At 44.8% G+C, this 22,894-nt stretch carries 18 protein-coding genes and 1 pseudogene; 16 read left to right on the forward strand and 3 right to left on the reverse strand.

Translation table 11 applies throughout. From position 1 onward, the window contains the following. The 9 genes and pseudogenes from G625_RS0103870 (at position 1) to G625_RS0103910 (ending at position 7,536) form a co-directional block, all read left to right on the forward strand. Positions 1-1,047: a hypothetical protein gene (locus G625_RS0103870; protein WP_156885020.1), complete on the forward strand. Its 1,047-nt coding sequence runs from the start codon at positions 1-3 to the stop codon at positions 1,045-1,047. Between the two features lie 76 nt (positions 1,048-1,123). Next, a complete protein-coding gene (locus G625_RS0103875) occupies positions 1,124-1,672 on the forward strand; it encodes a TetR/AcrR family transcriptional regulator (protein WP_198014852.1) in 549 nt (182 codons plus the stop codon). A gap of 121 nt (positions 1,673-1,793) precedes the next feature. After that, positions 1,794-2,945, forward strand: a complete 1,152-nt coding sequence (gene fucO, locus G625_RS0103880) for a lactaldehyde reductase (RefSeq protein ID WP_029200060.1) — start codon at positions 1,794-1,796, stop codon at positions 2,943-2,945. 225 nt (positions 2,946-3,170) lie between these two features. Further along, positions 3,171-3,926, forward strand: a complete 756-nt coding sequence (locus G625_RS18235) for a M15 family metallopeptidase (protein ID WP_044931499.1) — start codon at positions 3,171-3,173, stop codon at positions 3,924-3,926. Between the two features lie 45 nt (positions 3,927-3,971). Then, positions 3,972-4,478, forward strand: coding sequence for a hypothetical protein (locus G625_RS0103890; protein WP_029200061.1), 507 nt, complete (start codon positions 3,972-3,974; stop codon positions 4,476-4,478). A 147-nt stretch (positions 4,479-4,625) separates the two neighbouring features. After that, positions 4,626-5,339: an acetolactate decarboxylase gene (locus tag G625_RS0103895; RefSeq protein ID WP_156885021.1), complete on the forward strand. Its 714-nt coding sequence runs from the start codon at positions 4,626-4,628 to the stop codon at positions 5,337-5,339. Positions 5,340-5,345: 6 nt separating this feature from the next. Further along, a pseudogene (locus G625_RS21815) lies at positions 5,346-5,513 on the forward strand (cation:dicarboxylate symporter family transporter); the annotation flags it as partial. Positions 5,514-5,861: 348 nt separating this feature from the next. Then, a complete protein-coding gene (locus G625_RS18240; protein ID WP_044931502.1) occupies positions 5,862-6,617 on the forward strand; it encodes an ABC transporter ATP-binding protein in 756 nt (251 codons plus the stop codon). Further along, positions 6,610-7,536: a SufB/SufD family protein gene (locus G625_RS0103910; RefSeq protein WP_029200063.1), complete on the forward strand. Its 927-nt coding sequence runs from the start codon at positions 6,610-6,612 to the stop codon at positions 7,534-7,536. The genes G625_RS18240 and G625_RS0103910 overlap by 8 nt, the downstream gene beginning before the upstream one ends. Here G625_RS0103910 and G625_RS0103915 read toward each other — a convergent pair. Next, positions 7,517-7,732: a diguanylate cyclase domain-containing protein gene (locus tag G625_RS0103915; protein ID WP_029200064.1), complete on the reverse strand. Its 216-nt coding sequence runs from the start codon at positions 7,730-7,732 to the stop codon at positions 7,517-7,519. The genes G625_RS0103910 and G625_RS0103915 overlap by 20 nt on opposite strands. A 188-nt stretch (positions 7,733-7,920) precedes the next feature. Between G625_RS0103915 and G625_RS0103920 the strand changes: the two genes are divergently transcribed. From G625_RS0103920 to G625_RS0103940, 5 genes are all read left to right on the forward strand, one after another. Further along, complete coding sequence (locus tag G625_RS0103920; protein ID WP_029200065.1) at positions 7,921-9,696, forward strand: sensor domain-containing diguanylate cyclase; 1,776 nt, start codon at positions 7,921-7,923, stop codon at positions 9,694-9,696. Between the two features lie 227 nt (positions 9,697-9,923). Continuing rightward, positions 9,924-12,944, forward strand: coding sequence for an EAL domain-containing protein (locus G625_RS20980; RefSeq protein WP_049895678.1), 3,021 nt, complete (start codon positions 9,924-9,926; stop codon positions 12,942-12,944). A 36-nt stretch (positions 12,945-12,980) separates the two neighbouring features. Beyond that, complete coding sequence (locus tag G625_RS20985; RefSeq protein WP_049895679.1) at positions 12,981-15,581, forward strand: substrate-binding domain-containing protein; 2,601 nt, start codon at positions 12,981-12,983, stop codon at positions 15,579-15,581. Between the two features lie 85 nt (positions 15,582-15,666). Further along, positions 15,667-16,242, forward strand: a complete 576-nt coding sequence (locus tag G625_RS18255) for a CAP domain-containing protein (RefSeq protein WP_049895681.1) — start codon at positions 15,667-15,669, stop codon at positions 16,240-16,242. Positions 16,243-16,584: 342 nt separating this feature from the next. Further along, positions 16,585-17,877 carry a homoserine dehydrogenase gene (locus tag G625_RS0103940; protein ID WP_029200066.1) on the forward strand — a complete coding sequence of 431 codons (1,293 nt, stop codon included), beginning with the start codon at positions 16,585-16,587 and terminating at the stop codon, positions 17,875-17,877. 136 nt (positions 17,878-18,013) lie between these two features. On the opposite strand, the gene G625_RS0103945 is transcribed toward G625_RS0103940, so the two are convergent. Next, complete coding sequence (locus G625_RS0103945; protein ID WP_029200067.1) at positions 18,014-19,708, reverse strand: phospho-sugar mutase; 1,695 nt, start codon at positions 19,706-19,708, stop codon at positions 18,014-18,016. 145 nt (positions 19,709-19,853) lie between these two features. Next, on the reverse strand, positions 19,854-20,453 hold the full coding sequence (locus G625_RS18260) for a biotin transporter BioY (protein WP_044931503.1): 600 nt from the start codon (positions 20,451-20,453) through the stop codon (positions 19,854-19,856). A gap of 336 nt (positions 20,454-20,789) precedes the next feature. Here G625_RS18260 and G625_RS0103955 point away from each other — a divergent pair, with 336 nt between their 5' ends. Beyond that, positions 20,790-21,695 (forward strand): hypothetical protein, encoded by a 906-nt coding sequence (locus tag G625_RS0103955; protein WP_156885022.1) that lies wholly within the window; start codon positions 20,790-20,792, stop codon positions 21,693-21,695. A 482-nt stretch (positions 21,696-22,177) separates the two neighbouring features. Next, on the forward strand, positions 22,178-22,894 hold the full coding sequence (locus G625_RS0103960; protein WP_029200069.1) for an ABC transporter ATP-binding protein: 717 nt from the start codon (positions 22,178-22,180) through the stop codon (positions 22,892-22,894).

Below are 22,894 nucleotides of genomic sequence, written 5' to 3' on the forward strand. Positions count from 1 at the left end.
ATGAAGAAACCCTTAACTAAAAATCATATACCGGAACTGACAGCGATAGCGATCTTATCCCTTGTGCTTGCATCCTCCGTTCTCTGTGCGTGCACCTCATCTGAGACGCCGGAGACCTCCGGGGCAGCCCATGAACCCGTTGAGGGCGGTACCATAACCGACAAAGCGGATCCGAATGCTCCAAAGGAGATCAGGTCGGATAGTATCGTAAGGTTTTATACGAACATATCTCTTCCCAACAGATGGAAGGGTGACCGTGATGAAAGAGGAGCGCATGACTTTAAATTTGAGGTAAAGCAGGATGATGGAAACGTACTGACAGCATATGAGCATGTTTCGGGAGTAAGTCATCCCGCCGATGATGAGCTTATGAAGTCTCTTCAAAAAGTTATAAAAGATCATGACCTGGTATCAAGAAACGGACGGTACCGGATAACTGCAGGCATAGATCCGGAGTACGGAAGCCCATGCGAGTTTACCGCCATATACGATACCGGTGAGAAGCTTACCTTTACGATTGACAACGAGCCGTATTCGGAATGGGAGTGCGATATATATGATGTATTTGCAAAGTGGTTTTCCGATAACGGAATCGATTCGCTGTATCCCGATAAATATACTGCAACGGCAACACGCTTCCGGATCACTGTGATTGAAGACGGAGAAGAAGTGTGTGATTTTTCCACTGCACTAAAGGATCAGGACGGTGAATACGTTTATACGCTTCCGGATGATTATTATGCTGGTCTGACAGCCATTCTTTCGAAATACGATCTTACACTAAAGTACGATTACAGTAGATTCAACTACAGCTCCGGAGTATATGACAATCACGAAAACGGATATTTCGGATTCGGAGAGGCAAAACCTGATTACTCAGAATCCGACTCAGAAAATGATTATGTGGATATATATGTTGAATATGATGATGGTGACCGCTTCAGCATTGAAACAAAAAAGAAGAGTGAGATAGCAGCGATGCAGCCGATGCTGGATGAGCTGATCGGCTACCACAGCGGGATACATCGGACAGACGGAAAAAGCTAAATGTGATTGACATTAGAGCCCATGTTCATAATCGAAGAAAATGAAAAACAATATTAAACTGAAAGCAGGACAAACCATGTCTGAAATCAAATTAAGGCTTGCCGAAGCCATGAAAGCCTGTATGAAAACTGAAGATCCCGAAAACATTACCGTGACCCAGATAGTTGAGAAATGCGGTGTTTCCAGACAGAGCTTTTACAGGAATTTTATAGATAAATACGACCTTATAAACTGGTACTTTGATCGCATATTAAAGCAATCCTTCCAGGAAATGGGGAAAGGAGAGACCGTTCGTGACGGTCTCATAAAGAAGTTTCAGTACATCAGGGAAGAACGATTATTTTTTACTGCCGGTTTCAAAGGAGATGAGCAGAATAATCTGAAGGAACATGATTTTATCATGATCTATGAATTTTACTGCTCTCTCATCAGAGAAAAAACCGGAACACCTCCCGACAAGCGCACCCGGAAACTTTTGGAAATGTACTGTCAGGCCTCTATATATATGACTGTTCAGTGGCTTTTGAAGGGTATGCATGAAACAGAAGAGGAACTTGCGGATCTTATGATAGATGCCATGCCGTCAGCATTGGCCGAGCAATTCTCAAAAATAAATATTCTCTAAGATGTTACAAAAGTGAAAATCTGTAACTTATATTACGCATTCTAAAGATGTAGAATACTTCCATAAGAACATGTTAAATTTTTAACACATAGATATTCACAATTAAAGGAGATTGCGTATTATGGCAAACAGAATTTCACTTAATCAGACATCTTATCATGGAGCAGGAGCCATCAAGGAGATAGTTAATGAGATAAACAACAACGGTTTCAAGAAGGCTTTTGTTGCATCAGATCCTGACCTCATCAAGTTCGGAGTTACAGGAAAGGTTACAGCCCTTCTTGATGAAGCAAAGATTCCATATGAGATCTATTCAGATATCAAGCCAAATCCTACCATCGAGAATGTAAAGAATGGTGTTGAGGCATTCAAAAAGTCAGGTGCAGACTGCATCGTTGCAATAGGCGGCGGATCTTCCATGGATACTTCAAAGGCAATCGGAATCATCATTACAAACCCTGAGTTTGCAGATGTTCGTTCTCTTGAGGGTGTTGCACCTACAAAGAATCCCTGCGTTCCTATCATCGCTGTTCCGACAACTGCAGGTACAGCTGCAGAGGTTACCATCAACTACGTTATCACTGATGTTGAAAAAGAGCGTAAGTTTGTATGTGTAGATACTCACGACATGCCAATCGTTGCTGTTGTAGATCCTGAGATGATGTCTTCAATGCCAAAGGGCCTTACAGCATCAACCGGTATGGATGCTCTTACTCATGCCATCGAAGGTTACACCACAAGAGCAGCTTGGGAAATGACAGATATGTTCCATCTTGAAGCTATCCGTCTTATTTCTTCAAATCTTCGTGATGCAGTTGATAACAAGAAAGAAGGCAGAGAGGGAATGGCTCTCGGACAGTACATCGCAGGTATGGGCTTCTCCAATGTTGGTCTCGGTATCGATCATGCTATGGCTCATACACTTTCAGCTCACTATGACACTCCTCATGGAGTAGCATGTGCAATGTTCCTTCCTATCTCCATGGAATTCAACCGTGAGTACACAGGTGAGAGACTCAGAGAGGTTGCAAGAGCTATGGGTGTTAAGGGTGTAGATGACATGACTCAGGATCAGTATCGTGATGCAGCTATTGAAGCTGTAAAGAAACTTTCAGAGGATGTAGGCATTCCTAAGACTCTTGACAAGATCAAGGAAGAGGACCTCGAAACACTTGCTACAGATGCACTTAACGATGCATGCTATCCGGGCAATCCACGTGAAGCAACAAAGGAACAGGTAATCGAGATGTTCCGTATGCTCATGGTGAAGTAATAAGTAAATATAGTTAAACGTCAAACCCGGCGGGGACAGCTCTCCTAAATGAGAACTGTCCCCGTTTTATTTCAGTTTAGTACCCGATACAGCATTCCCGAATATCCTGAGGTGTATCGGATATTTTTTGTTAATTTTTTATAAAATATCGACTAATTGCCGATATTCGTAGTGTAGTTTTATGTAGAATTATATGAGATAAATAATAATGAAAGGAACTATCCTATGTCGAAAAAAACCATTCTTCTTATGTTAACAGGTTTGATTTCTGTTTTAGCGGTATCTGTCGCTTTGGGCGCAACAGCCGAAACAAAGGGGTCAAAAAAATCAAAAGAAAGACCGGGATTTTCAATTCACAAAATCTCCGATGATCTTTTTGACCGGATGAAGAGCGGTAATACCTATAAAAAGTACTGCATCGTTCCCCGGGAAGACCTTCGATATCTTTTGGTTCTTCACAAAGATCTGGATGGAAATATCCACCAGGGTGAAATGGTTGTTCATAAGCTTATTGCGGATGATGTTCTGGAGATTTTCGAGAAGCTTTATGATGCTGACTACCCCATAGAACGTATGGTGCTGCCGGATAATTATATGGCAGATGATGAGATCATGATGAGGGATAACAACTCCTCAGGATTTAATTTCAGGTTTATATCACACACCGACAAAATCTCAAAGCATGGGCTTGGAATGGCTGTTGATATCAACACCCTGTACAACCCTTACCATAAGATCGTGAAAAACGAGGACGGCACCGAACAGGAAGTGATAGAGCCGGCTACAGGAAAACCTTACCTGGACAGATCAAAGGACTTTGATTACAAGATAGAAAAAGGTGATCTCTGTTACAGACTCTTTACGGAAAAGGGCTTTGAGTGGGGCGGAGACTGGACAGACCGGAAGGATTACCAGCATTTCGAACTGCCCACGGAGATCACGGACAAGTATTCCGAAAAATATTCTAAAAAAACAAAATAATAAAGCAGAACATATCTAAAAACAGAATTTAAAAGGAGGGTATCAATGGTTAAATTAAACACCGGAAGAATTGATCAGATGCTTCACGAGGAAACAGGGAAGAAGGAGGAGCTGTCAACAATTCTCCGTAGCATCTACACAAGATACATGCATCTCTATGAGGACTACTTTTCAGATATAGATGCGCTGAACGACGAAAAAATCGCCGAGTTCAGAAAATACAATGAAGAAACCCAGAGTCTTATCAAATATTATTACCTGGACATCCCACTTGATGTCTGCGATGGCATCGTAGAATTCGAGAAGGAGTACGGCGAAAATCTTCTTGGTCCAGGCTGGCATAAATATGTTTTTGATGCCTATAAGGAGTTTTCGGAATATCACGATTGCAAGAATAAAGATGAAATCATGAAGGCATTTAAGGAGCATGCTATCGAGAACTTCTATGATTCAATGGACAGTATTTTCAGAGAGAGCTTCGGAACCGAAAGCAAGAACACGGAAAGTGCATTAAATCTCATCAAAGGATTGTTTTTTGATGATGAAAAATAAAGCAGGCTGAAATCTCTGCTATAAGGATAACGCAGATCATTAACATAATTCTGCGCTTATAAAATCAGGAGCAAATTAGTTCTGCATCTGTATGTCAGAGATTAAAGCTCCCAAAAGCAACATTAATAGATGAGGAGACAGAAGAAGATGGATAACAAAATGTATCAGGTTTCAACGCTGCAGGCACTTGCTCTGGGATACAGCCGGGCCGTAATAACTGTTGAGGATCTTCTGAAGGAAGGGGACACAGGACTCGGAACCTTTGAAGATGTTAATGGGGAAATGATCCTCATGGACGGATGCTGTTACCGGGCCGATAAGGCCGGAAATGTATCGGTAGTTCCTCCCGAAACAGGCGTTCCCTTTGCGGCTGCCGCAAAGCTTTACGGTGCGCAGCAGTTTCCACTGAAAAACATGCCGGATTTCAACTCCATAAAAACAGCATTGAATCTGAAAATTGAAGAGAAATTCGGTCTTAACAGCATGCATATCGTAAAGATAGATGGAGAGTTTGATAAGGTGGATGCAAGATCGGAAGCCCCCTACAGATCACATCATGTCACCCTGAAAGAAGTTCTCAGCATGAATCAGGAAGCGTTCATTTTTGAGAATATCCGCGGATCCCTTGTAGGTGTATATTTTCCGGATTATATGGACGGGATCAATATGCCGGGATGGCATCTTCATTTCCTTTCCGAGGACAGATCAAAAGGCGGACACGTCTTTGATATCAGCATAAAAGAGGGACTTGCTAAAATAGACAAGATCACCAATATCTATATAAATCTTCCTAAAGACCCGGCTTTTGACACCTATACTCTCAAGCAGGATCTTCAGAAAGAGATCAAATCCATAGAGTGATATACAGCATCTCTTGGTCTTATCATCAGCGTACTTGGCTTCGATGAGAACGGAACCGCACTGATGCTTACGATCTTCGCACTTCAGGATTCCTTCGGAACCGCCTGCAATGTAACCGGCGACGGTGCCCTTTCACTTATCCTTACAGGTTATATGCTGAGAAGCACGGTATAGCGGAAGAGTCTGATGAGATGAAGAAGGCTTCAGGTTCGAAAATAGCTTAATATTAAAAAAGAGCTTGAATCCATACGGATTCTTATGGGCTTTAGCCCCGGGACTTTGACTCCCGGGGCTTTTTTGAGCCACCGACTGAACTGTCACCATCCCCGATGGTATTTCTTAGATAAATACATTATTTCACTGGAAAACCACATCCCGTTGTGATACTATAGTGAAACACTAGGAAATAAAAACTGATGCCGGTATTATAAACCCGGCAGTCAGAGTCTATTATGGTTAACTCAGTCCCTCTCATAAGCATTATCCCAATGGACTGAAGTCACCAAACTTGGAGGTTATAGTATGCTTGAATTACAAAATGTCTCCTTCCAGGTAGATACGGAAGGGCAGGACAAGGAAATCATCAGAGACATCTCTTTAACGATCCCTGATGATAAGCTGGTTGTCATAACAGGACCAAACGGAGGAGGAAAGTCCACACTTGCGAGACTTATAGCAGGTATAGAAAAACCCACCTCCGGAAAGATCCTTTTCAACGGTGAGGACATAACTGACATGTCCATCACAGACAGAGCAAAAAAGGGAATTGGCTTCGCCTTCCAGCAGCCCGTAAAATTCAAAGGCATACAGGTTTTTGATCTGATCAGGCTTGCTACCGGAAAGAATATCTCCATTGCAAACGCCTGCAATTACCTTTCAGAGGTTGGTCTTTGTGCAAGAGATTACATCAACCGCGAGGTTAACAGCAGCCTCTCCGGCGGAGAATTAAAGCGTATCGAAATCGCAACGGTTCTTGCCAAAGCATCAAAGCTCTCTGTTTTCGATGAGCCTGAGGCCGGCATCGACCTCTGGAGCTTCCAGAATCTCATAGAGGTATTCCAGCGCATGAGAAAGAACATCCGGGAAAGCTCCATCCTCATCATTTCTCACCAGGAGAGAATCCTCAATATCGCAGATGAGATCATAGTTATAAGAGACGGTAATGTTGTTAAGCGCGGCACTAAGGATGAGGTGCTTCCTGAGCTTATGGGTACAACCTCAGCCGTTCCTGCCTGCAAGACTATCGAAAAGGTAATGGGAGGTGAGAAGGATGCTTAAGCTTGACGAAATTCAGAAGAGACTCCTTAAGGAGGTTGCCGATCTCCACAAGGTGCCGGAAGGTGCCTACAACATCCGTTCAAACGGAACTTCCGCAGGACGTGTTTCCACCGAAAATATCGAGATCACACCAAGGGAAGACGGACAGGGTCTGACCATACACATTAAGCCAGACACAAAGAACGAGAGCGTTCATATCCCTGTTGTCATGACCCAGACAGGACTCAAAGAAATAGTTTATAACGACTTCTACATCGGAGAGAATGCCGATGTAACCATCGTTGCAGGCTGCGGAATCGATAACTGCGGTTCCCAGGATTCAGAGCATGATGGTATCCATCGTTTTTATGTTGGCAAGAATGCTCACATCCGCTATGTGGAGAAGCATTATGGTTCAGGTACCGGAAGCGGTAAGAGGATCCTTAACCCGGGCACAGAGGTTTACCAGGAAGAGGGCAGTTCCGTCGAGATGGAGATGGTTCAGATCAAGGGTGTGGATGATACAAACCGTACCACAACCGCTGAGCTTGCCGCAGGCGCAAAGCTTGTGGTTAGAGAGCGTCTCATGACCCATGGCGACCAGAAGGCACTCAGCTCCTATGTGGTCAACCTAAACGGCGAAGGTGCCAGCGCCGATGTTGTATCCAGATCCGTAGCAAGAGATGATTCCTACCAGAAATTTGATGCGAAGCTTGTGGGTAATGCTGCCTGTTCCGGTCACACAGAATGTGATTCCATCATCATGGACAGAGGTAAGATCCTTGCTGTTCCTGCTCTTGAGGCCAATGATCTCGACGCAGCACTTGTGCATGAAGCCGCCATCGGAAAGATCGCGGGAGATCAGATCATCAAGCTGATGACTCTCGGTCTCACAGAAGCCGAAGCGGAAGAGCAGATCATCAACGGATTCCTGAAGTAAAACTGATCAATAAAGTTGAATCAAACTGAGCCATCTGGGACGGTTCTCGCCGGCGAGAACCGTCCCCGCCCCATCTTGCTACACGTCCCTCGGTTCCGATACCGTTTTTCAATTCATCATCCACCATATGCAGCACTGTATTTCCGTACAGATGACCGTAGGTGTCATTAAAAGACTTGAAATTGTCTATATCCATAAGAAAACCTCAAAATAATAAGTCCGAAAACAGGTGTTTTCGAAATCACCTCTTGTTTTAAACTGATAAAAACCAGAAACCTGTCGATAAATACCCTATAAATCTTTTATTCACAAAACCTTCTGCAGCTTTTTAAGTGATATAAAAGCTGTTTTATTGATACAGGAATAACCAAAAGGAGACTATGAGTGAAACAGTTTCAAGTTACATTTCAAAAACCGGAAGACTCCGTGGAAGCCTTACATAAATTAAGAGAACAAACCGGTCCGGGGCAGGAAGATCATTTACTTTTTCAGCTTTTCAGCAGATCTCTGGAAAGATATGCCATCGAGTATGTTTGTAAGAAGCTGGAAAATGAATTCCCCGGTGCCGCCTATGTCGGTTGTTCAACGGCAGGGAGCATCATTGAGGGGGATCTGAGTACAGATACTTATGCTCTGGTTTGCACCTTGTTTGAATCACCTACAGCAAAAGTGGATGTAAAACAGTATCGTCTGGATATGGAAAGTGTTGACGGTGTTATGCCAAAGGTTGTCAGCTTTGCCAATGAGAACAGCTGGGTTAAAGCCATACTTTTTTATACTACGGTATGGAAAACTTCCATGACAAAGCTATGCACCGGTCTTGATGAAGTAAGATCTGACGTCCACATCATTGGCGGCGGAGCTTTCAATGCTGCCCTGGATTCCTTCTCCTCCTATGTACTTTCGAATGGAGGAAATGCTGCTGATCACAGTATAGTATTTGTTTTTATAGGCGGAGATGATCTGGTTGTGAACAGCAGATATATCAGCGGCTGGAAACCCCTTGGCAAATATATGGATATTACGAAAGCAATGGGTAATGTCCTTCAGGAGATCGATGGTGTCAGTGCATTCAACATTTACCACCGCTACCTGAAAATCGAAAATGACGATACCTTTTTGTACAATACCCTTGAATTCCCGTACATCATCAAGAGAAACGGAATCGACATCCTCCGTCACCCTCAGCAATGTCTGAAGGACGGTTCTCTTGTCATGGCTTCTGATGTGGAGAATACTTCAAAGATAAGACTTGCTTATGGAGATCCTGTAACCATCATGGAATCCATATATCAGAATATCCGGGAAATACGAAAAGAAGACCCTGATGTCATCATGATCTTTTCCTGTGCAGGAAGAAAAGCCTTTTGGGGAGATAATGAGATCGGAAATGAAACCAAAGCCTTTGAGACTATAGCTCCTTCATCGGGTTTCTATACCATAAGTGAATTCCTGAGAACGGATGACAACGTAAACCAGCACAATCTTACTCTGGTCCTGGCTACCCTGAAGGAAATGATCCCTGGAAGAAAGCCCCGGAAAAAGACCTCCTGTGAGGAGCTTCATGGCAATAAGAGACTTTCAACCGTTGAACGTCTTGCAAACTTTATAGAACAGGCTACAAGTGAACTTGAAACCGCCAACGAACAGCTCTCAGACATGAATCAAAAGCTCAGTAATATGGCTATCACCGACGGACTGACACAGCTGCTTAATCGTGGCGAGATACAGAGGAGGATAACAGAAGCTGCTGAGTCGGATTCCCGTGAGACTGTTTCCCTTGTCATGATGGATATCGATGATTTCAAAAAAATTAATGATACCTTCGGACATAATGAAGGCGATAATGTAATCCGTACCCTGGCAGAGGTAATGAAGAAACAAACCTCTGAAATAGCAGATGCTTCGGCAGGACGATGGGGTGGTGAAGAATTCATGATTCTGCTTCCCGGAATGAGCAAGGAGAAAGCTTTTGAAATTGCAGAAGCAATCCGAAAGGCCTTTTCTGACATCACCTTTCCTCTGGCCGGAAACTGCACCATAAGTCTGGGTGTGGCAGAAAAACAGAACCCGGAATCCGGAGACAGCCTTACTTCCCATGCAGATCAGGTGCTTTATGAAGCAAAAAATACAGGCAAAAACAAAACTGTGATTTATTAATGATTGTAAAACTATTTTTCCCTGTATCGGACAGGTCGGTTCACCGCCTGTCCGATATTATTTCGTCTTAAAAATAGTGACACATTTGTGAGAAAAATGTGCTATTATAGTATCAGAAATAATTTTTGTAAGTAACCTGTGCGGAAAAAGTTTTTTTGTTACCTGCGCAATGAAGATAACTAAGCTCAACGATAAATTTTACACAGAATATCACGGAGCTGAAAAATATGGATGGTTCTGCAAATTTAACTGATATAAGTAATATAAGTAAACAATTTCATTCTCTTAATATCCCTGCGGAGCTTCAATTTGATCCGTTGACAGGGCTTCTTAGCCGTGGCTCATTTCTCAAAAAAGCCCAAAGCGATATCCCAAAGATCATAGAAAGATACGGTCAGGCCGTAGTTCTCACCCTTGACTTAAAAGACATGAAGGGTTTCAATACAAGCTTCGGTCAGGAGGCGGGAGACCGTCTGCTCTGCAGCATATCGGATATCCTGAAGCAGCATTTCGGAAGCACATACTGTTCAAGATTCGGAGAAGACCGTTTCTACGTCTTTACAAGAGCAGCGGGAATCGATATCGAGCTTAACGGAATCATTAAACAGATACAGAATATAAATCATGGGCAATCCCTGCCTGTACGTATGGGCATCTACGGTATAGATGATGAAAAAATATCCGTAGATGTTGCCTGCAACAGGGCTCGTATGGCCTGCGATACCCTGAGAAATAATTATAATTCCGGCTTCGTGTGGTTTGACGAAAAGCTGGCAGACGAAAGCGCCAGGAAGGACTATATCGTCAGAAATCTTGGTAATGCTATCGAGCGTGGCTGGATCCGGATATGCCTGCAGCCTGTGATGCGTACACTTACGGGTGAACTCTGCGGATTTGAGGCTCTTTCCCGCTGGGATGACCCAACCTATGGCTTACTGTATCCTGATGACTTTATACAGCTTTTGGAATTGAACAGGATTTCCTATAATCTTGACTTTTATGTGGTAAAGCAGGTAGCAAAACTCCTTCGGGAAAGGCAGGAAAAGGGGCTCCCGGTGGTACCTGTTTCTGTTAACCTTTCAAGAACTGACTTTGTATTTAACGACCCCGTAACTGATATTTCCACACTTACAGAGTCCTTAGGCATACGCAGAAGTCTCATAAACATTGAGATAACCGAAACCTCCCTGGTGTCAGGCAACGGAATCATCTCAGGAGCTATAGAACGATTCCATAAGGCAGGCTTCCAGGTTTGGATGGATGATTTCGGAAGCGGCTATTCCTCCCTTAACGTCCTTAAGGATTTTCTTTTTGACGAAATAAAGATAGATATGGGTTTTTTCAATAATTTCAATGACAAGGCGAAGACCATAGTGTCCATGATCGTTGAGATGTCCAAAAAGCTTGGTATGCATACATTGGCAGAAGGAGTTGAGACAGAAGATCAGCTCAGCTTCCTTAAAAGCATCGGCTGTGAAAAGATCCAGGGTAATATCTTTTCAAAAGCACTTCCCTATGAAAGTCTCATGAAGCAGTTAGAAGCTGACGGAGTCCGGTGGGAAACCAGAAATGTTTCTGCCATGTATGATAAAGCAGGACTCACCAATGTTATCGTGGACAATCCTGTTTCGCTGTTCCTTACAGACGGTAAAACCTTCAAGGGAATTTACAGTAACGAGGACTTCAATGAGATCCTCCTTACAGCAGGCTATAAGGATCTCAAAGCTCTGGAGGCGGACATGAACCATCCCGAAAGCCCTAAGGGAAGAAAATGCCGGGATCTGGCTTTCAAAGCGGAGGCAAATAATGCGGAAGAGTACATGACCTTCCTCGCAAACGGTAATTTTTATAAGCTTTCCTTCCGGATACTTTCCTCCTGCGATGATCTTTCTGTTATATTTGCCACCATGGACAGTCTGGTTTATGAGCAGGAGAAACAGTTCACTTCAGAGCTTGATGCCCTGGCCAGAAAGCTGATGTTCAATTTCGACAGTATTCATTACGTCGATACAGATGAACATAAAGGAACCATTATCTCCACCAGTATTCCTTCCGAAACCGTGGGGAGTACCATCGAGAATACTGAAAGCTACTATTCGGAAAATGTATCAAACTATATCCATCCCGATGAGCAGGAAAGATGGAGAAGCTTTGTCTCCCCGGAGAACATAAAGACCAAATTGAAGGAGAACAAAAACGGAACCTTTTCTGCACTGTTCCGTATGCGCAAGATTGACGGCAGCTACGAATGGACTGAGGTTACTGTTACTTCCTTCAGAGGTGCCAATGCCCACAGGCTGCTCGTAAGCTCAAAGCCAGCCATCATTAACGACCCGGAGACTATGTGGATCATCGAAGGGCTTTTGAAAAAAGGCACCATTTCTTCAGACCGTCACATCGAAGCAGAAAATGCCTGGGAATTCCTTATGAACAAAAGCAGTATCCCGATATTCTGGAAGGACACACGGCTCAGGTACCTGGGAGCAAGCAAGGCTTTTTATGAATATTATGACCTGTCACCGGAAAAACTGATAGGTAAAACAGACGCGGAGCTGGGACTTCGTATCGACGGCATCTCCACTGCAAACATGGATAAGGAGATCATCAACAAGGGCGAAGTAGTCATTAAAGCATTGGGCAAAAATGTGGTGGACGGTGTAGTTCATCATATAGCTGTCAGCAAGTATCCGATGTATAACATGGGTAAGATTTGCGGACTTATCGGGTTCTTTGTAGATACGGAAGAGATACATACAACTGACGAAGCCCGAAGGCTTGATCTGGAGGATCCTGTTACCGGACTTATGAACATGAAGGGGCTTATGGTCGCAATGCTGGATCTCGATGATAACTATAAGAAAAACAGGGAGAACTATGCTCATATTTCCTGTGAAATAAAAGAATATTCCGGCATCATAGAGGATTATGGCGATGCTGCCGGACAGGAGCTTTTGAAAAAAACCGCGGATATACTAAGAGCTGTTTTCGGTACCGGTTTCATTCTCTCAAGAACCAATGGCGGTGTGTTTTCCATAGCCAGAAAAACCACAAGCTTTAACGGCATGATGGGTCTCGTACAAAAGGCGGAAGCTGAAGTACGTAAAATTGATATGCTGAACGGATTTAAGTGTACCATACATGCTGATTTCGGCATGGCCAGGGCTTCTGAAGTCAGCTCTGTGCAGCAGCTGGTAAATCTTTCCTACACCAGAATGAGAAGGAAAAGAGAACCGGATTATGAAACCTGAGCCTTGCCGTGCACGTAACTATATTAAGGAGGTTTTATGAAGAAACATTTACTGACTGCTGTGCTGATGGCAGCCTCAATTTCCCTTGCCGGATGTAACGGAAATAATCCGAAGCCTCAGCCCTCGGGAGAAGCGGAATCCTCAGCTCAGGAGACCGAAGCTGAATCCGCCGATGGATCGGAAAACTCAGGAGAAGCATCGGAATCAACAGAAGGAAAAGAAGAAAAGGCAGCTAATACGGAAAAGAAATCCGAGCCGATAAAGCTTCCAGATTTCGATTTCACTAAAGAAAATTTTCCAAGGCTTGATGGTTCCACCTCAACTGTACCTCTCGGTAAAACTCTGACCTCAGCGCTTCTTGGCATAAGTGAAAAAGAAGCCGAAGATTTCTGCGTATTCAACCGAACCACCCAGTCCTTCCGGAATCTTCTTGCGGGAGAGGCCGACATGCTCATCGTAGGAGAGCCCAATGCCAAGGTCTTTCAGGAAATGGCAGATGCAGGCTTCAAGTACCGTATAGAGGATTTTGCAACCGATGCACTTATCTTTGTGGTCAATAAGGATAACCCGGTTGATAACCTGACCACCGATCAGATCAGAGACATCTATTCCGGAAAGATCACCAACTGGAAGGAAGTAGGAGGTAATGATGCCGAGATCAAGGCCTTCCAGCGTAATGAAGGCGCCGGCTCACAGGCACTTATCCTGAAGCACATCATGAAGGATACTCCTATGGTTACTCCGCCTTCAAGTCTTGTAGCTTCGGAAATGGGCGAGTTGATGACAGCGGTTAAATCCTACGACAATTCCGCCAATGCCATCGGCTATTCCGTATACTACTACGCCAATGATATGGAAAAGGCAAAGGGTTTAAAGATCATTTCCGTTGACGGAGTAAAGCCTGAGCCTGCAACCATCCGTGATAAGAAGTATCCTCATCGTAATGCATACTATGCCGTTATTCCCGAGGAGACAGACCCCGCGGACAACAGAGCTAAAGCCGCAAGAGTTATCTACGACTGGATCATGTCTGCAGACGGTCAGCGCCTTGTCGCTTCAAAGGGTTACGTTTCCGTCATGGATGTATCCATGTACGATGACAAGGGTGTCGAAGCAAAGCCTGCACCTGAGGCAAACTACACCCGCCTTAATGACGCACCCGAAGGCACACTTACCTCAGTGGAGCCCGGCGGTGATTACGGCTTACTGCTTCCTTATTGCGGCAGTCCTCTCGTTGTGGATGTCCAGTACGGCGAGGATGAGAGTTACTCTTATATCGGCGGATACATGTGCGGCTTCTTTGATACAAAGGGACGCCTCATTACAGATCCTGTTTACAACAGCATTGAGGTTCTTTCCTACTATGATCCTGCAGATTACAATGAGTTTTATCTGCCGTATTATGAAGTATGTAAGTACGACCCTGTTGAAGGTGCAAAGAACAACAGCTCAGATGAGTTAGATGTTCCGGATGAAAACATTCACCGCCAGCTCATCTCTCCGGACGGAAGCTTTGTTTCACCTGAATACGGCTACATCAGCGGCATGAAGGATCATGTATTATGTAAAGCCAACTCTGAAACCAATGATTTCGTAATCTACGATAACAAAGGAAATATCGTTCTCGATTACAAAACCTTGGATGAAGCCAATGACGGAAAACTTACGGAGCTTCTCAATGATACCGATTCTCTGTATGACGTTTCCTATGGAGACGGCTACTATGTATTCTACCTGTATGACAGTTACTACTACATTGATGAAAACGACCACAAGATAGCTATGGGTCCTTTCCAGTATGCACAGCCTTTCACCGACGGAACTGCATTTGCACGAAAGGATGACTGTGCAGTCATCATCAATAAGCTGGGCGACAACATCCTTGGCAACAACTATGTTTACGCAGACAAGCTTAAGAACGGCAATATGCTTGGTGTTGCAGAAGACCATGTGGACGTCATTGATCCAAAGGGTTATCTCATCAAGACCATCGACGGTTTCGACAGCTCCGGAGTATATCAGTGGGGCTTCTATGCAAGTAAATATACCGAGGATTCACGCTGGAGAAGAGCAGTATTTGACAACGACGGCAACGAACTCTTCAGAGATGATGATGACTCATGGCAGTACTGTGACAAGATCCCCGTAGCCTATGCAACCGGAACAGAGGACGGTCCAAACAACTCCTATGAGATCAAGAATACAGGCGTATGGCTCATGAATGTTCAGACTGGCAAACGTATCTTTATTAAGGGTGCCGATTATGCCAATGCCTTCTACACCTTAAACGGTGTGGCAGATGTACCGTATATCGCCGTAAGCTCTTATGATGACACAACCGGTAAAAACCATCAGTGGATGTATGACGAGAATCTGAATGAGCTTATGGATTATGACGGTTATGTCAATGTTGTCAGCGACAATCTGACCAATGAATGGCTGTTCTTGGGCTCAGAGGATTACAATGACAGCTGCAGGATCTATAACAAAGACCTGAAGGTTATATTGGAAACCAAGGCTTATCCATATCTGTACGATGGTTATGCTTCATTCTTCGACGGAGATTCCTATGCTTGTGTTGACAAGAAGGGAAATGAAATTTTCCGCTATGTGATGACATCACTTGGAGAAGATTGAAAATGATCCGAAATATGGATGGCGCAACCGGGCATTTATGAATAAAATCACATTAAACATTATTCAATAACAGGGGGACAGAATCATGAAGGAAGGAATAAAAGTCAATCGAAAGATTGGCATCGTGGGCGTTCTGCTCGTTGTATGTCTGGCAGCAGTACTGGTAATAGCTAAAGGAAAGCTTGGAGGCAGTGTAGGAGACGATGCCGCTATCCGAAGCAAACCAAAAGCGGCACCCGCAGGTTCGGTAGATCCAAATGTAATCACAAGGGGAACAAGCCTGTGGCAGGGTCAGAGTTTTATGACCAACGCCAAAAACGCTCTTAATATGGTCAACCAGCAAAGAGCCGGAAGCGGACTTGCCGCTCTCGAGTGGGATGACAGCCTTGCCGCCTGCGCGATGATAAGAGCAACGGAGCTTCCATCACTCTTTTCACATTCAAGACCGGATGGCACCGACTGGTACACCGTAGCACCAAACATTATGTATGGTGAAAATCTCGCACAGGGCTATAATTCTCCGGACGCTGCGGTGAACGCGTGGATGAACTCCCCTGCGCACCGCGATAACATAATGAACGCAAGCTTCAAGTCCTGCGGAATAGGCATCTATGAAAGCGGCGGAAAGTGGTACTGGGGACAGGAATTCGGATACTACTAAATATCATTTACCACTAGGCTGGCCGGCAGGAGCCGGAGAGCATCATTTAAAGCCGAAACACTTCATCAGAAAAAACTAAAATCGGATCCCTTAGAATCAAGTGGTTCTAAGGGGTCCGTTTTTGATTTTTCAAGACTCAGCTTAACGGCTCTAAATGGATGCCCTCCGGCTCCGGTCTACATATACACTGGCTGGACTGTTACTCCCATTAGTAGAATTATCGTTGATATTACTTAAATGAAATTGAACATATGACCTATAGTGTGTTAAGATTTCATGAGTTACATTTATGCCATTTCTGTTTGGTATAATCATTAAGAATTAAGATTAATCGGAGCGATCATGAAAAAAATAAACATTGGAATGCTTGGTATCGGAAATATCGGAAAGGGTACATATCAGACTCTCGAAATGAGTCGTACGAAGATTGAACAGTCAACCGGAATGTCCCTTGAGATCGTGAAGATCCTGAATCGTCACCCTGAGATTGACAGAGGCATAGCTATACCTAAGGAAAAGTATGTAACAGATGCATACGATATCATAAATGATCCGGAAATCGACATAGTCATCGAGCTTATCGGCGGCATCGAACCTGCCACAACCTTCATGGCAGATGCATTGAAAGCGGGAAAACACGTGGTCACCGCCAACAAAGCTGCCATCGCTGCCAACGGTCAGATGCTTCAGGAGCTTGCTTACAAGAACCAGCTCATGCTCCGTTTTGAAGCCAGTGTTGCGGGAGGTATCCCTATCCTGAATGCCATCTCCAGTGCCCTCATCTCCAACGAATTCAGCCAGGTTCAGGGAATCCTTAACGGAACCACCAACTATATACTGACAAAGATGACAGAAAACGGAACTCCCTACGAGGAGGTGCTTAAGGATGCCCAGGCTAAGGGCTTTGCAGAGGCAGATCCCACTGCGGACGTTGAGGGAATCGATGCAGCCAATAAGCTGTCTATACTTATTTCCCTTCTTTTCGGTATCGGCATCAAGCCCGGTGACATTCCCACAAAGGGGATCACAAAGGTGGCCAGCGAGGATATCGCCTTTGCCAAGGAATTCGGCTATAAGATAAAGCTTCTGGCAACCGCCCACAATGAGGACGGAAAGGTCACCTGCAATGTTGAGCCATCTCTGGTTTCTGAGAATCACCCTCTTGCCAATGTCAACAATGAGTTTAATGCAGTTTACATTACCGGCAACGCGGTAGACAATCTTATGTTCTATGGCCGCGGAGCCGGTCCTCTTCCTACAGGAAGCGCTGTTATAGGGGACGTTGTCAGTGTGGCGCGGAAGATAGAAAAGGGCGCTGCCTATGATCTTCTCCCTCATCTAAGGTACGATGCGGATCTCCAATTTGCAGGAGAGGGCGTACATCAGTACTATATCCGGGTTCAGGCCGTAGATCATCCCGGTGTACTCGGTCAGATCGCCTCTACACTCGGCGTTTACGGCATCGGCATCAAGACCATGATGCAGCGTGCCGGCGACAACACAGGCGGAACGGTACCCATGATCTTCATAGTGTATGAGGTGGATAATAGCATTCTCACAACCGCCCTTAAGGTACTTTTGAACAATGGCTCGGTTTCCTCCGTAGACAATGTACTGAGGGTACTGAGATCGTGAATGAGCCGAGGTACTCAAGCAGTGTCGAGCGGTCAGGCATCCGATTGAATGCCTGACCGCTCGACTTTTATGTGCTCCGGCAGAACTACTGTCCCTCCGCTCTTACCTGCTTATGACCAGGCTTAATGATTGACTTTTATTCAATGGTGCTAATGGATGCGAGTATTTCTTCCTTCAATTGCCTGTTCACTGAAAGGGCTTTTTCCCTTGAGTCCTGAACAGAATAGATGTAGAACTTGATCTTGGGTTCTGTGCCGCTGGGTCTCATGGCAAACCAGGAGCCGTTGTCCAGGAAAAATTTCATGGCATTCTGAGGGGGGATATCTTCATAACCATCTTTATAATCTATAACCTTCACCACCTTGGAGCCGGCAAGCTCTGCGGGGTGGTTCTCCCGGATATAGGTCATCATGCGTTCTATGCGCCTTGCGCCGGCAATACCTTCCAGTACAAGGTTTGGTTCATCCTCGGCAAAGTATCCGTATTTCTCATATATCTCGCAAAGCACATCATAGAGTGTCTTGCCCTGCTTTTTGTAATAAGCAGCGGCCTCAGCCACCAGCATTCCGGCAGAGATTCCATCCTTGTCGCGGATTTCTTCGCAGGCTGCATATCCAACGGACTCTTCATATCCGAAGAGATAGGTGTAGCCGTTCTCATGAAGGTATGGGATCTTACCGCAGATGTTCTTAAAGCCTGTCAGAGTTTCGAACATTTCCACACCATAGGCTTTCGCAATGATATCCGAGAGGGTGGAAGTGACTATGGACTTTATCATTGCCCCCTTCTCAGGAAGAGTGCCTGCAGTTTTACGGCCTTCCAGAATATAGTTTACAAGGAGATAACCGGTCTGGTTTCCGTTAAGCGGGATGTAGTTCCCCTCGTCATCTTTTATCTCAATAGCGAATCTGTCCGCGTCAGGATCTGTTGCCATAAGAAGCTCCGCACCGAATTCCCTTCCATAAGCTTCGCTGAGCTTAAATGCCTTCGGATCCTCCGGATTCGGATAACCTACGGTTGTGAAATCCGGATCAGGCATTTCCTGTTCGGGAACGATCTTCCAGTTCTTAAAGCCGCGCTCCTTGAGCATTTCACGGAAGGGGATGGATCCGCAGCCGTTAAGGGGTGTGTAAACGAAGGGGATATCAAGGTCAAGCTCATCACCGTCATGGATCTTCAGGCTTAAAACCTTATCCAGGTACTCCCTGTCGTATCCCTCGCCGAGGACTGTGATTGCACCGGAGCGGATACCCTCACCGTAATCTGATTTTTTTACTCCGGTCCAGATATCAACTGCATTGATCCTCTCAAGCATTCCGTCCGCAACCTCGCTTGATACCTGACAGCCATCCTCCCAGTAAGCCTTGTAGCCGTTATACTCCTTCGGATTATGTGAAGCGGTGATATTTATGCCGACCTTTGTTCCCAGGCGGTTCACCATGTAGGCAAGCTCCGGGGTAGGGCGAAGAGAGGGGAATGTATAAACCTTTATGCCGTTTGCCGCAAATATCTCTGCCGCAAGCTCTGCAAATTCCTTTGAAAAATGTCTCGGATCGTGAGCTATGACAACACCCTTCTTCATGGCTTCTTCGCCGTGGGCTATGATGTAATCCGCAATTCCCTGAGTAGCCTTACCTACTGTGTAGAAGTTCATGCGGTTTGTGCCGGCTCCGACTTTTCCCCTGAGTCCGGCTGTTCCGAAGGAAAGATCCTTATAGAAGCGTTCCTCCTTTTCGGTTTCATTGTCTTTTATGGAGATGAGCTCCTGCTTTAACGGGTCTGTGTCCGGAAGTCTGTCCAGCCACTCTTCGTATTTCGTCTGAAAGTTCATGTTTGCCTCCTGTATCAGTTTTCCTTAAGCTTTATCATTACCGTTAATTATAACTGATATAAGAAAGGATTTCGAGTCAGAGCGTATAATAAAAGCCACCTCATCCGGGTTTTATCCCGAAATCGGAGGCTTAAATACACTATTTTTATGCCGCGTTTGCTGTTCCTATGAGTCTTGCCTGATACAGAGTATGTCTCAATGCGGGCGCAAGGATCAGGACTAAAACGATCTTTATGATAGTTGTGGGGATGAAGGGAATCACGCAGGCGGAGAGAGCAGCGCCTAAAGTATTGTGGGTCATGATCATGAACCAGAGTACTCCCACCGCGTAATTAAACAGGGTGCCTGCCAGGATTCCGGCAATGTTCAGTCCGTAATATATGACTGCTTTTCTGTTTCCGTCTCTTTCTCCTGAAATCATCACTGCAAGTTCATAAAACATTCCTGCAAGGAGTGCCATAACCGGGAAGGAAATGATGAATCCGCCGGTTGGTCCCATGATGCTGCCCAGACCCCCGGTAAGTCCATGGAACACCGGTACGCCTATGGCTCCCAGGATTACATATGAAAGAGTTGCCATGAAACCGCGCCTGCTGCCTATAACTATGCCTGCCACCGGAACGATGAAGGTCTGCAGTGTCATGGGAACACCGCCGGGCAGTGGGATGTTAAACTGACTCACGATAGAGATGATCGCTGTGAATAATGCTATCAGGCAAAGGTCCAGTGTTTTTGTATTTCGCATGTTGTGTCTCCTTTAAGTTTGGTATATTCCGTCCGGAAAATGCAAGGGATGTGCGCCGGCCCAACTGTTGCTATGGTTAACTATTTTTTGCCAACAGGTTAACTATAGATATCGAAACGGTATTTGTCAACCCATTTCGTTTTGACGGTTAACACGGACAATCTGTGTTGAATGTCTTATATTGTTATAGGATATGACGATATTTAGGGTAATGAAATAGTTGTAGTGTGCGTTTTTCCATCGAAGGAACGATGGGGAATGGAGAATGCTATGAGTATAGATATGTCTTTTTTTACGCGTTACGGGACTGTTGGGAACTATTCCAGGACGCAGAAAATGAAGCAGAAGGTAGAGCGACGTAAAAACGAAAGCGATTTTACTTCGAAAGAAACAAAAACTGTAAAATATGACACCCGGACTACTTCCGAGAAGGTGCGGACTATGATCCAGTCCGAAGCACAGAAGATAGAAGATGCCTATAGGATGTCAGCTCAGAAGGAGGATTCCGACGATAAGCTCAACAAGATAAGAACAAAATATATGTACGGCGGAAACCTGTCTCCGGACGAGCTTGATTACATCCGGCGGAAGGATGCAAAGCTCTATTCCGAGATCAAGGCTGAAAAAGACGAGATCAAAAATTACGAGAAAAAGTTAAGAACTGCCAAGACCAAGGAAGAGACTCAGCGGGTAATGGCTGATGAAGCGAATGCTGCATTATCCAAGGTTAATGCCGTCTCCAACAATCCTCACATCAGTGAGGCTGACAAAATGGCGGTGTGCGCCGCTGAATACAGGAAGCTCAAAAAGAAGCAGGAGATCTTCGATAAGTTTATGGAAAAGGGCGAATATGCTAAGCTTCCAACAGATGCCGAAAAGCGTGAAGCTGAGCGTGAGATCATGGAGGCAAGAGAAGAGGAGCTCCGGAATGCCGGAAGAACAGAGGAGGAAACTGAGAAGAACGGAAACAACTTGAACTCCGACGAAAGACCGGATACTGCCATCAGTGATGACCGAAGTCCCGGTAAAAGGTCTGATACTGCTTTAAGGGATAGCAGAAGCCCCGGTAAAAAAAAGGTCTCATCAGACAGCACCAAAAAGGTTTATAAGAGCACCGCTGATGCCGAGTCCACCCCGGAAGCCCTCAAAGTTAAGCGTGCCAAAAACAACTCTGGTCGAGGCAAACTATACAACTCAGATAACGAGACCGGAGATGTAAGCAGCCATATGTGGGAGGCCTAGCCTATACCTGGACAAAAAGCATAAATATAACTTTTAGCTTATATGAATTTTTGCTCTGATAGCAAAAATCCATTTTCATTGACATAGTCCTGAAGCAAACATAAAATTTACTTAATTTAATAAACCACAAACCGTTGAGGCGGAGATAAAACGGAATATGCTCTCACAGAGAGCCGGAGATATGTTGGTATCTCGCAAAGCGCACATAGTATGTGAAGCAGGGTGGCACCGCGAAGATTTTTCGTCCCTGGCAGGATTTTTACCGATCCTGCCGGGGATTTTTCGATTTACATACCGGCGCAGCGGGATCTTTGAAAGGAGATTTCACAAAATGTCTATGCGCTATCGGTTTGCAAAAGCACCCTGCATAAGGAACAAAAACTTATCAAAAAATCATTCATATATTACGTACGATTATTTACGTTTTTTATAAAAATAACATTTTTATTATCTTTTTTTGAGTAACTGCCGATGTTTAGCATATGGAAGAAAACACAAACATACTTATCAAACTGAATAGTGTAGGAAAGATATACAGAACCGGACAGATAGTATACGAGGCTCTCCATGACGTTAATGTGGAGATCATGGAGGGAGAGCTTGTGGTCATATTGGGTCCCAGCGGCTCCGGAAAGAGTACTCTGCTCAATATGGTAGGCGGGCTTGACGCAGCCACATCCGGTCATATCTATTTTGGGGGAGAGGAAATAACTGCCTTCGATGACCGGAGGCTTGGCCAGTTCAGGGCAAAGGATGTAGGCATCATATTCCAGTTCTACAATCTGGTTCCATCCCTTACTGCCTATGAAAATGTGGATCTCATGAGGGATCTGGGAATGGATATCATGGATCCTTTGGATGCTCTTGATCTCGTGGGTCTTAAATCAAAAAAGGATAATTTCCCTTCTCAAATGTCCGGAGGACAGCAACAGAGAATAGCCATAGCCCGTGCCATAGCCAAAAGGCCCAGGCTTCTTTTATGTGATGAGCCCACAGGTGCCCTCGATACCAATACCGGAAGGGAAGTCCTGAAGCTTTTGCAGGACCAGAGCAGGGTAGAAGGAAGAACGGTGGTCATGGTAACACATAATTCTTTGTTTGCGGAAATTGCGGACAAAGTCATCCTGGTAAAAAACGGTACTGTAGAAGAAGTAGTTGTTAACGACACTCCAAAGGACGCTTTGGAATTGAATTGGTAA

Source organism: Oribacterium sp. NK2B42 (assembly GCF_000424445.1).
In the GTDB taxonomy this organism is placed as follows: Bacteria; Bacillota; Clostridia; order Lachnospirales; family Lachnospiraceae; genus Oribacterium.

Bases quoted from the DNA above. Each gene is read 5' to 3' on its own strand.
- G625_RS20985 (WP_049895679.1), top strand. From the start codon at position 12,981: ATGAAGAAACATTTACTGACTGCTGTGCTGATGGCAGCCTCAATTTCC.
- fucO (WP_029200060.1), top strand. From the start codon at position 1,794: ATGGCAAACAGAATTTCACTTAATCAGACATCTTATCATGGAGCAGGA.
- G625_RS18240 (WP_044931502.1), top strand. From the start codon at position 5,862: ATGCTTGAATTACAAAATGTCTCCTTCCAGGTAGATACGGAAGGGCAG.
- G625_RS0103955 (WP_156885022.1), top strand. From the start codon at position 20,790: ATGAAGCAGAAGGTAGAGCGACGTAAAAACGAAAGCGATTTTACTTCG.
- G625_RS0103940 (WP_029200066.1), top strand. From the start codon at position 16,585: ATGAAAAAAATAAACATTGGAATGCTTGGTATCGGAAATATCGGAAAG.
- G625_RS0103960 (WP_029200069.1), top strand. From the start codon at position 22,178: ATGGAAGAAAACACAAACATACTTATCAAACTGAATAGTGTAGGAAAG.
- G625_RS0103875 (WP_198014852.1), top strand. From the start codon at position 1,124: ATGTCTGAAATCAAATTAAGGCTTGCCGAAGCCATGAAAGCCTGTATG.
- G625_RS0103945 (WP_029200067.1), bottom strand. From the start codon at position 19,708: ATGAACTTTCAGACGAAATACGAAGAGTGGCTGGACAGACTTCCGGAC.
- G625_RS0103870 (WP_156885020.1), top strand. From the start codon at position 1: ATGAAGAAACCCTTAACTAAAAATCATATACCGGAACTGACAGCGATA.
- G625_RS0103915 (WP_029200064.1), bottom strand. From the start codon at position 7,732: ATGGATATAGACAATTTCAAGTCTTTTAATGACACCTACGGTCATCTG.
- G625_RS20980 (WP_049895678.1), top strand. From the start codon at position 9,924: ATGGATGGTTCTGCAAATTTAACTGATATAAGTAATATAAGTAAACAA.
- G625_RS0103910 (WP_029200063.1), top strand. From the start codon at position 6,610: ATGCTTAAGCTTGACGAAATTCAGAAGAGACTCCTTAAGGAGGTTGCC.
- G625_RS0103895 (WP_156885021.1), top strand. From the start codon at position 4,626: ATGGATAACAAAATGTATCAGGTTTCAACGCTGCAGGCACTTGCTCTG.
- G625_RS0103890 (WP_029200061.1), top strand. From the start codon at position 3,972: ATGGTTAAATTAAACACCGGAAGAATTGATCAGATGCTTCACGAGGAA.
- G625_RS18255 (WP_049895681.1), top strand. From the start codon at position 15,667: ATGAAGGAAGGAATAAAAGTCAATCGAAAGATTGGCATCGTGGGCGTT.
- G625_RS18260 (WP_044931503.1), bottom strand. From the start codon at position 20,453: ATGCGAAATACAAAAACACTGGACCTTTGCCTGATAGCATTATTCACA.
- G625_RS18235 (WP_044931499.1), top strand. From the start codon at position 3,171: ATGTCGAAAAAAACCATTCTTCTTATGTTAACAGGTTTGATTTCTGTT.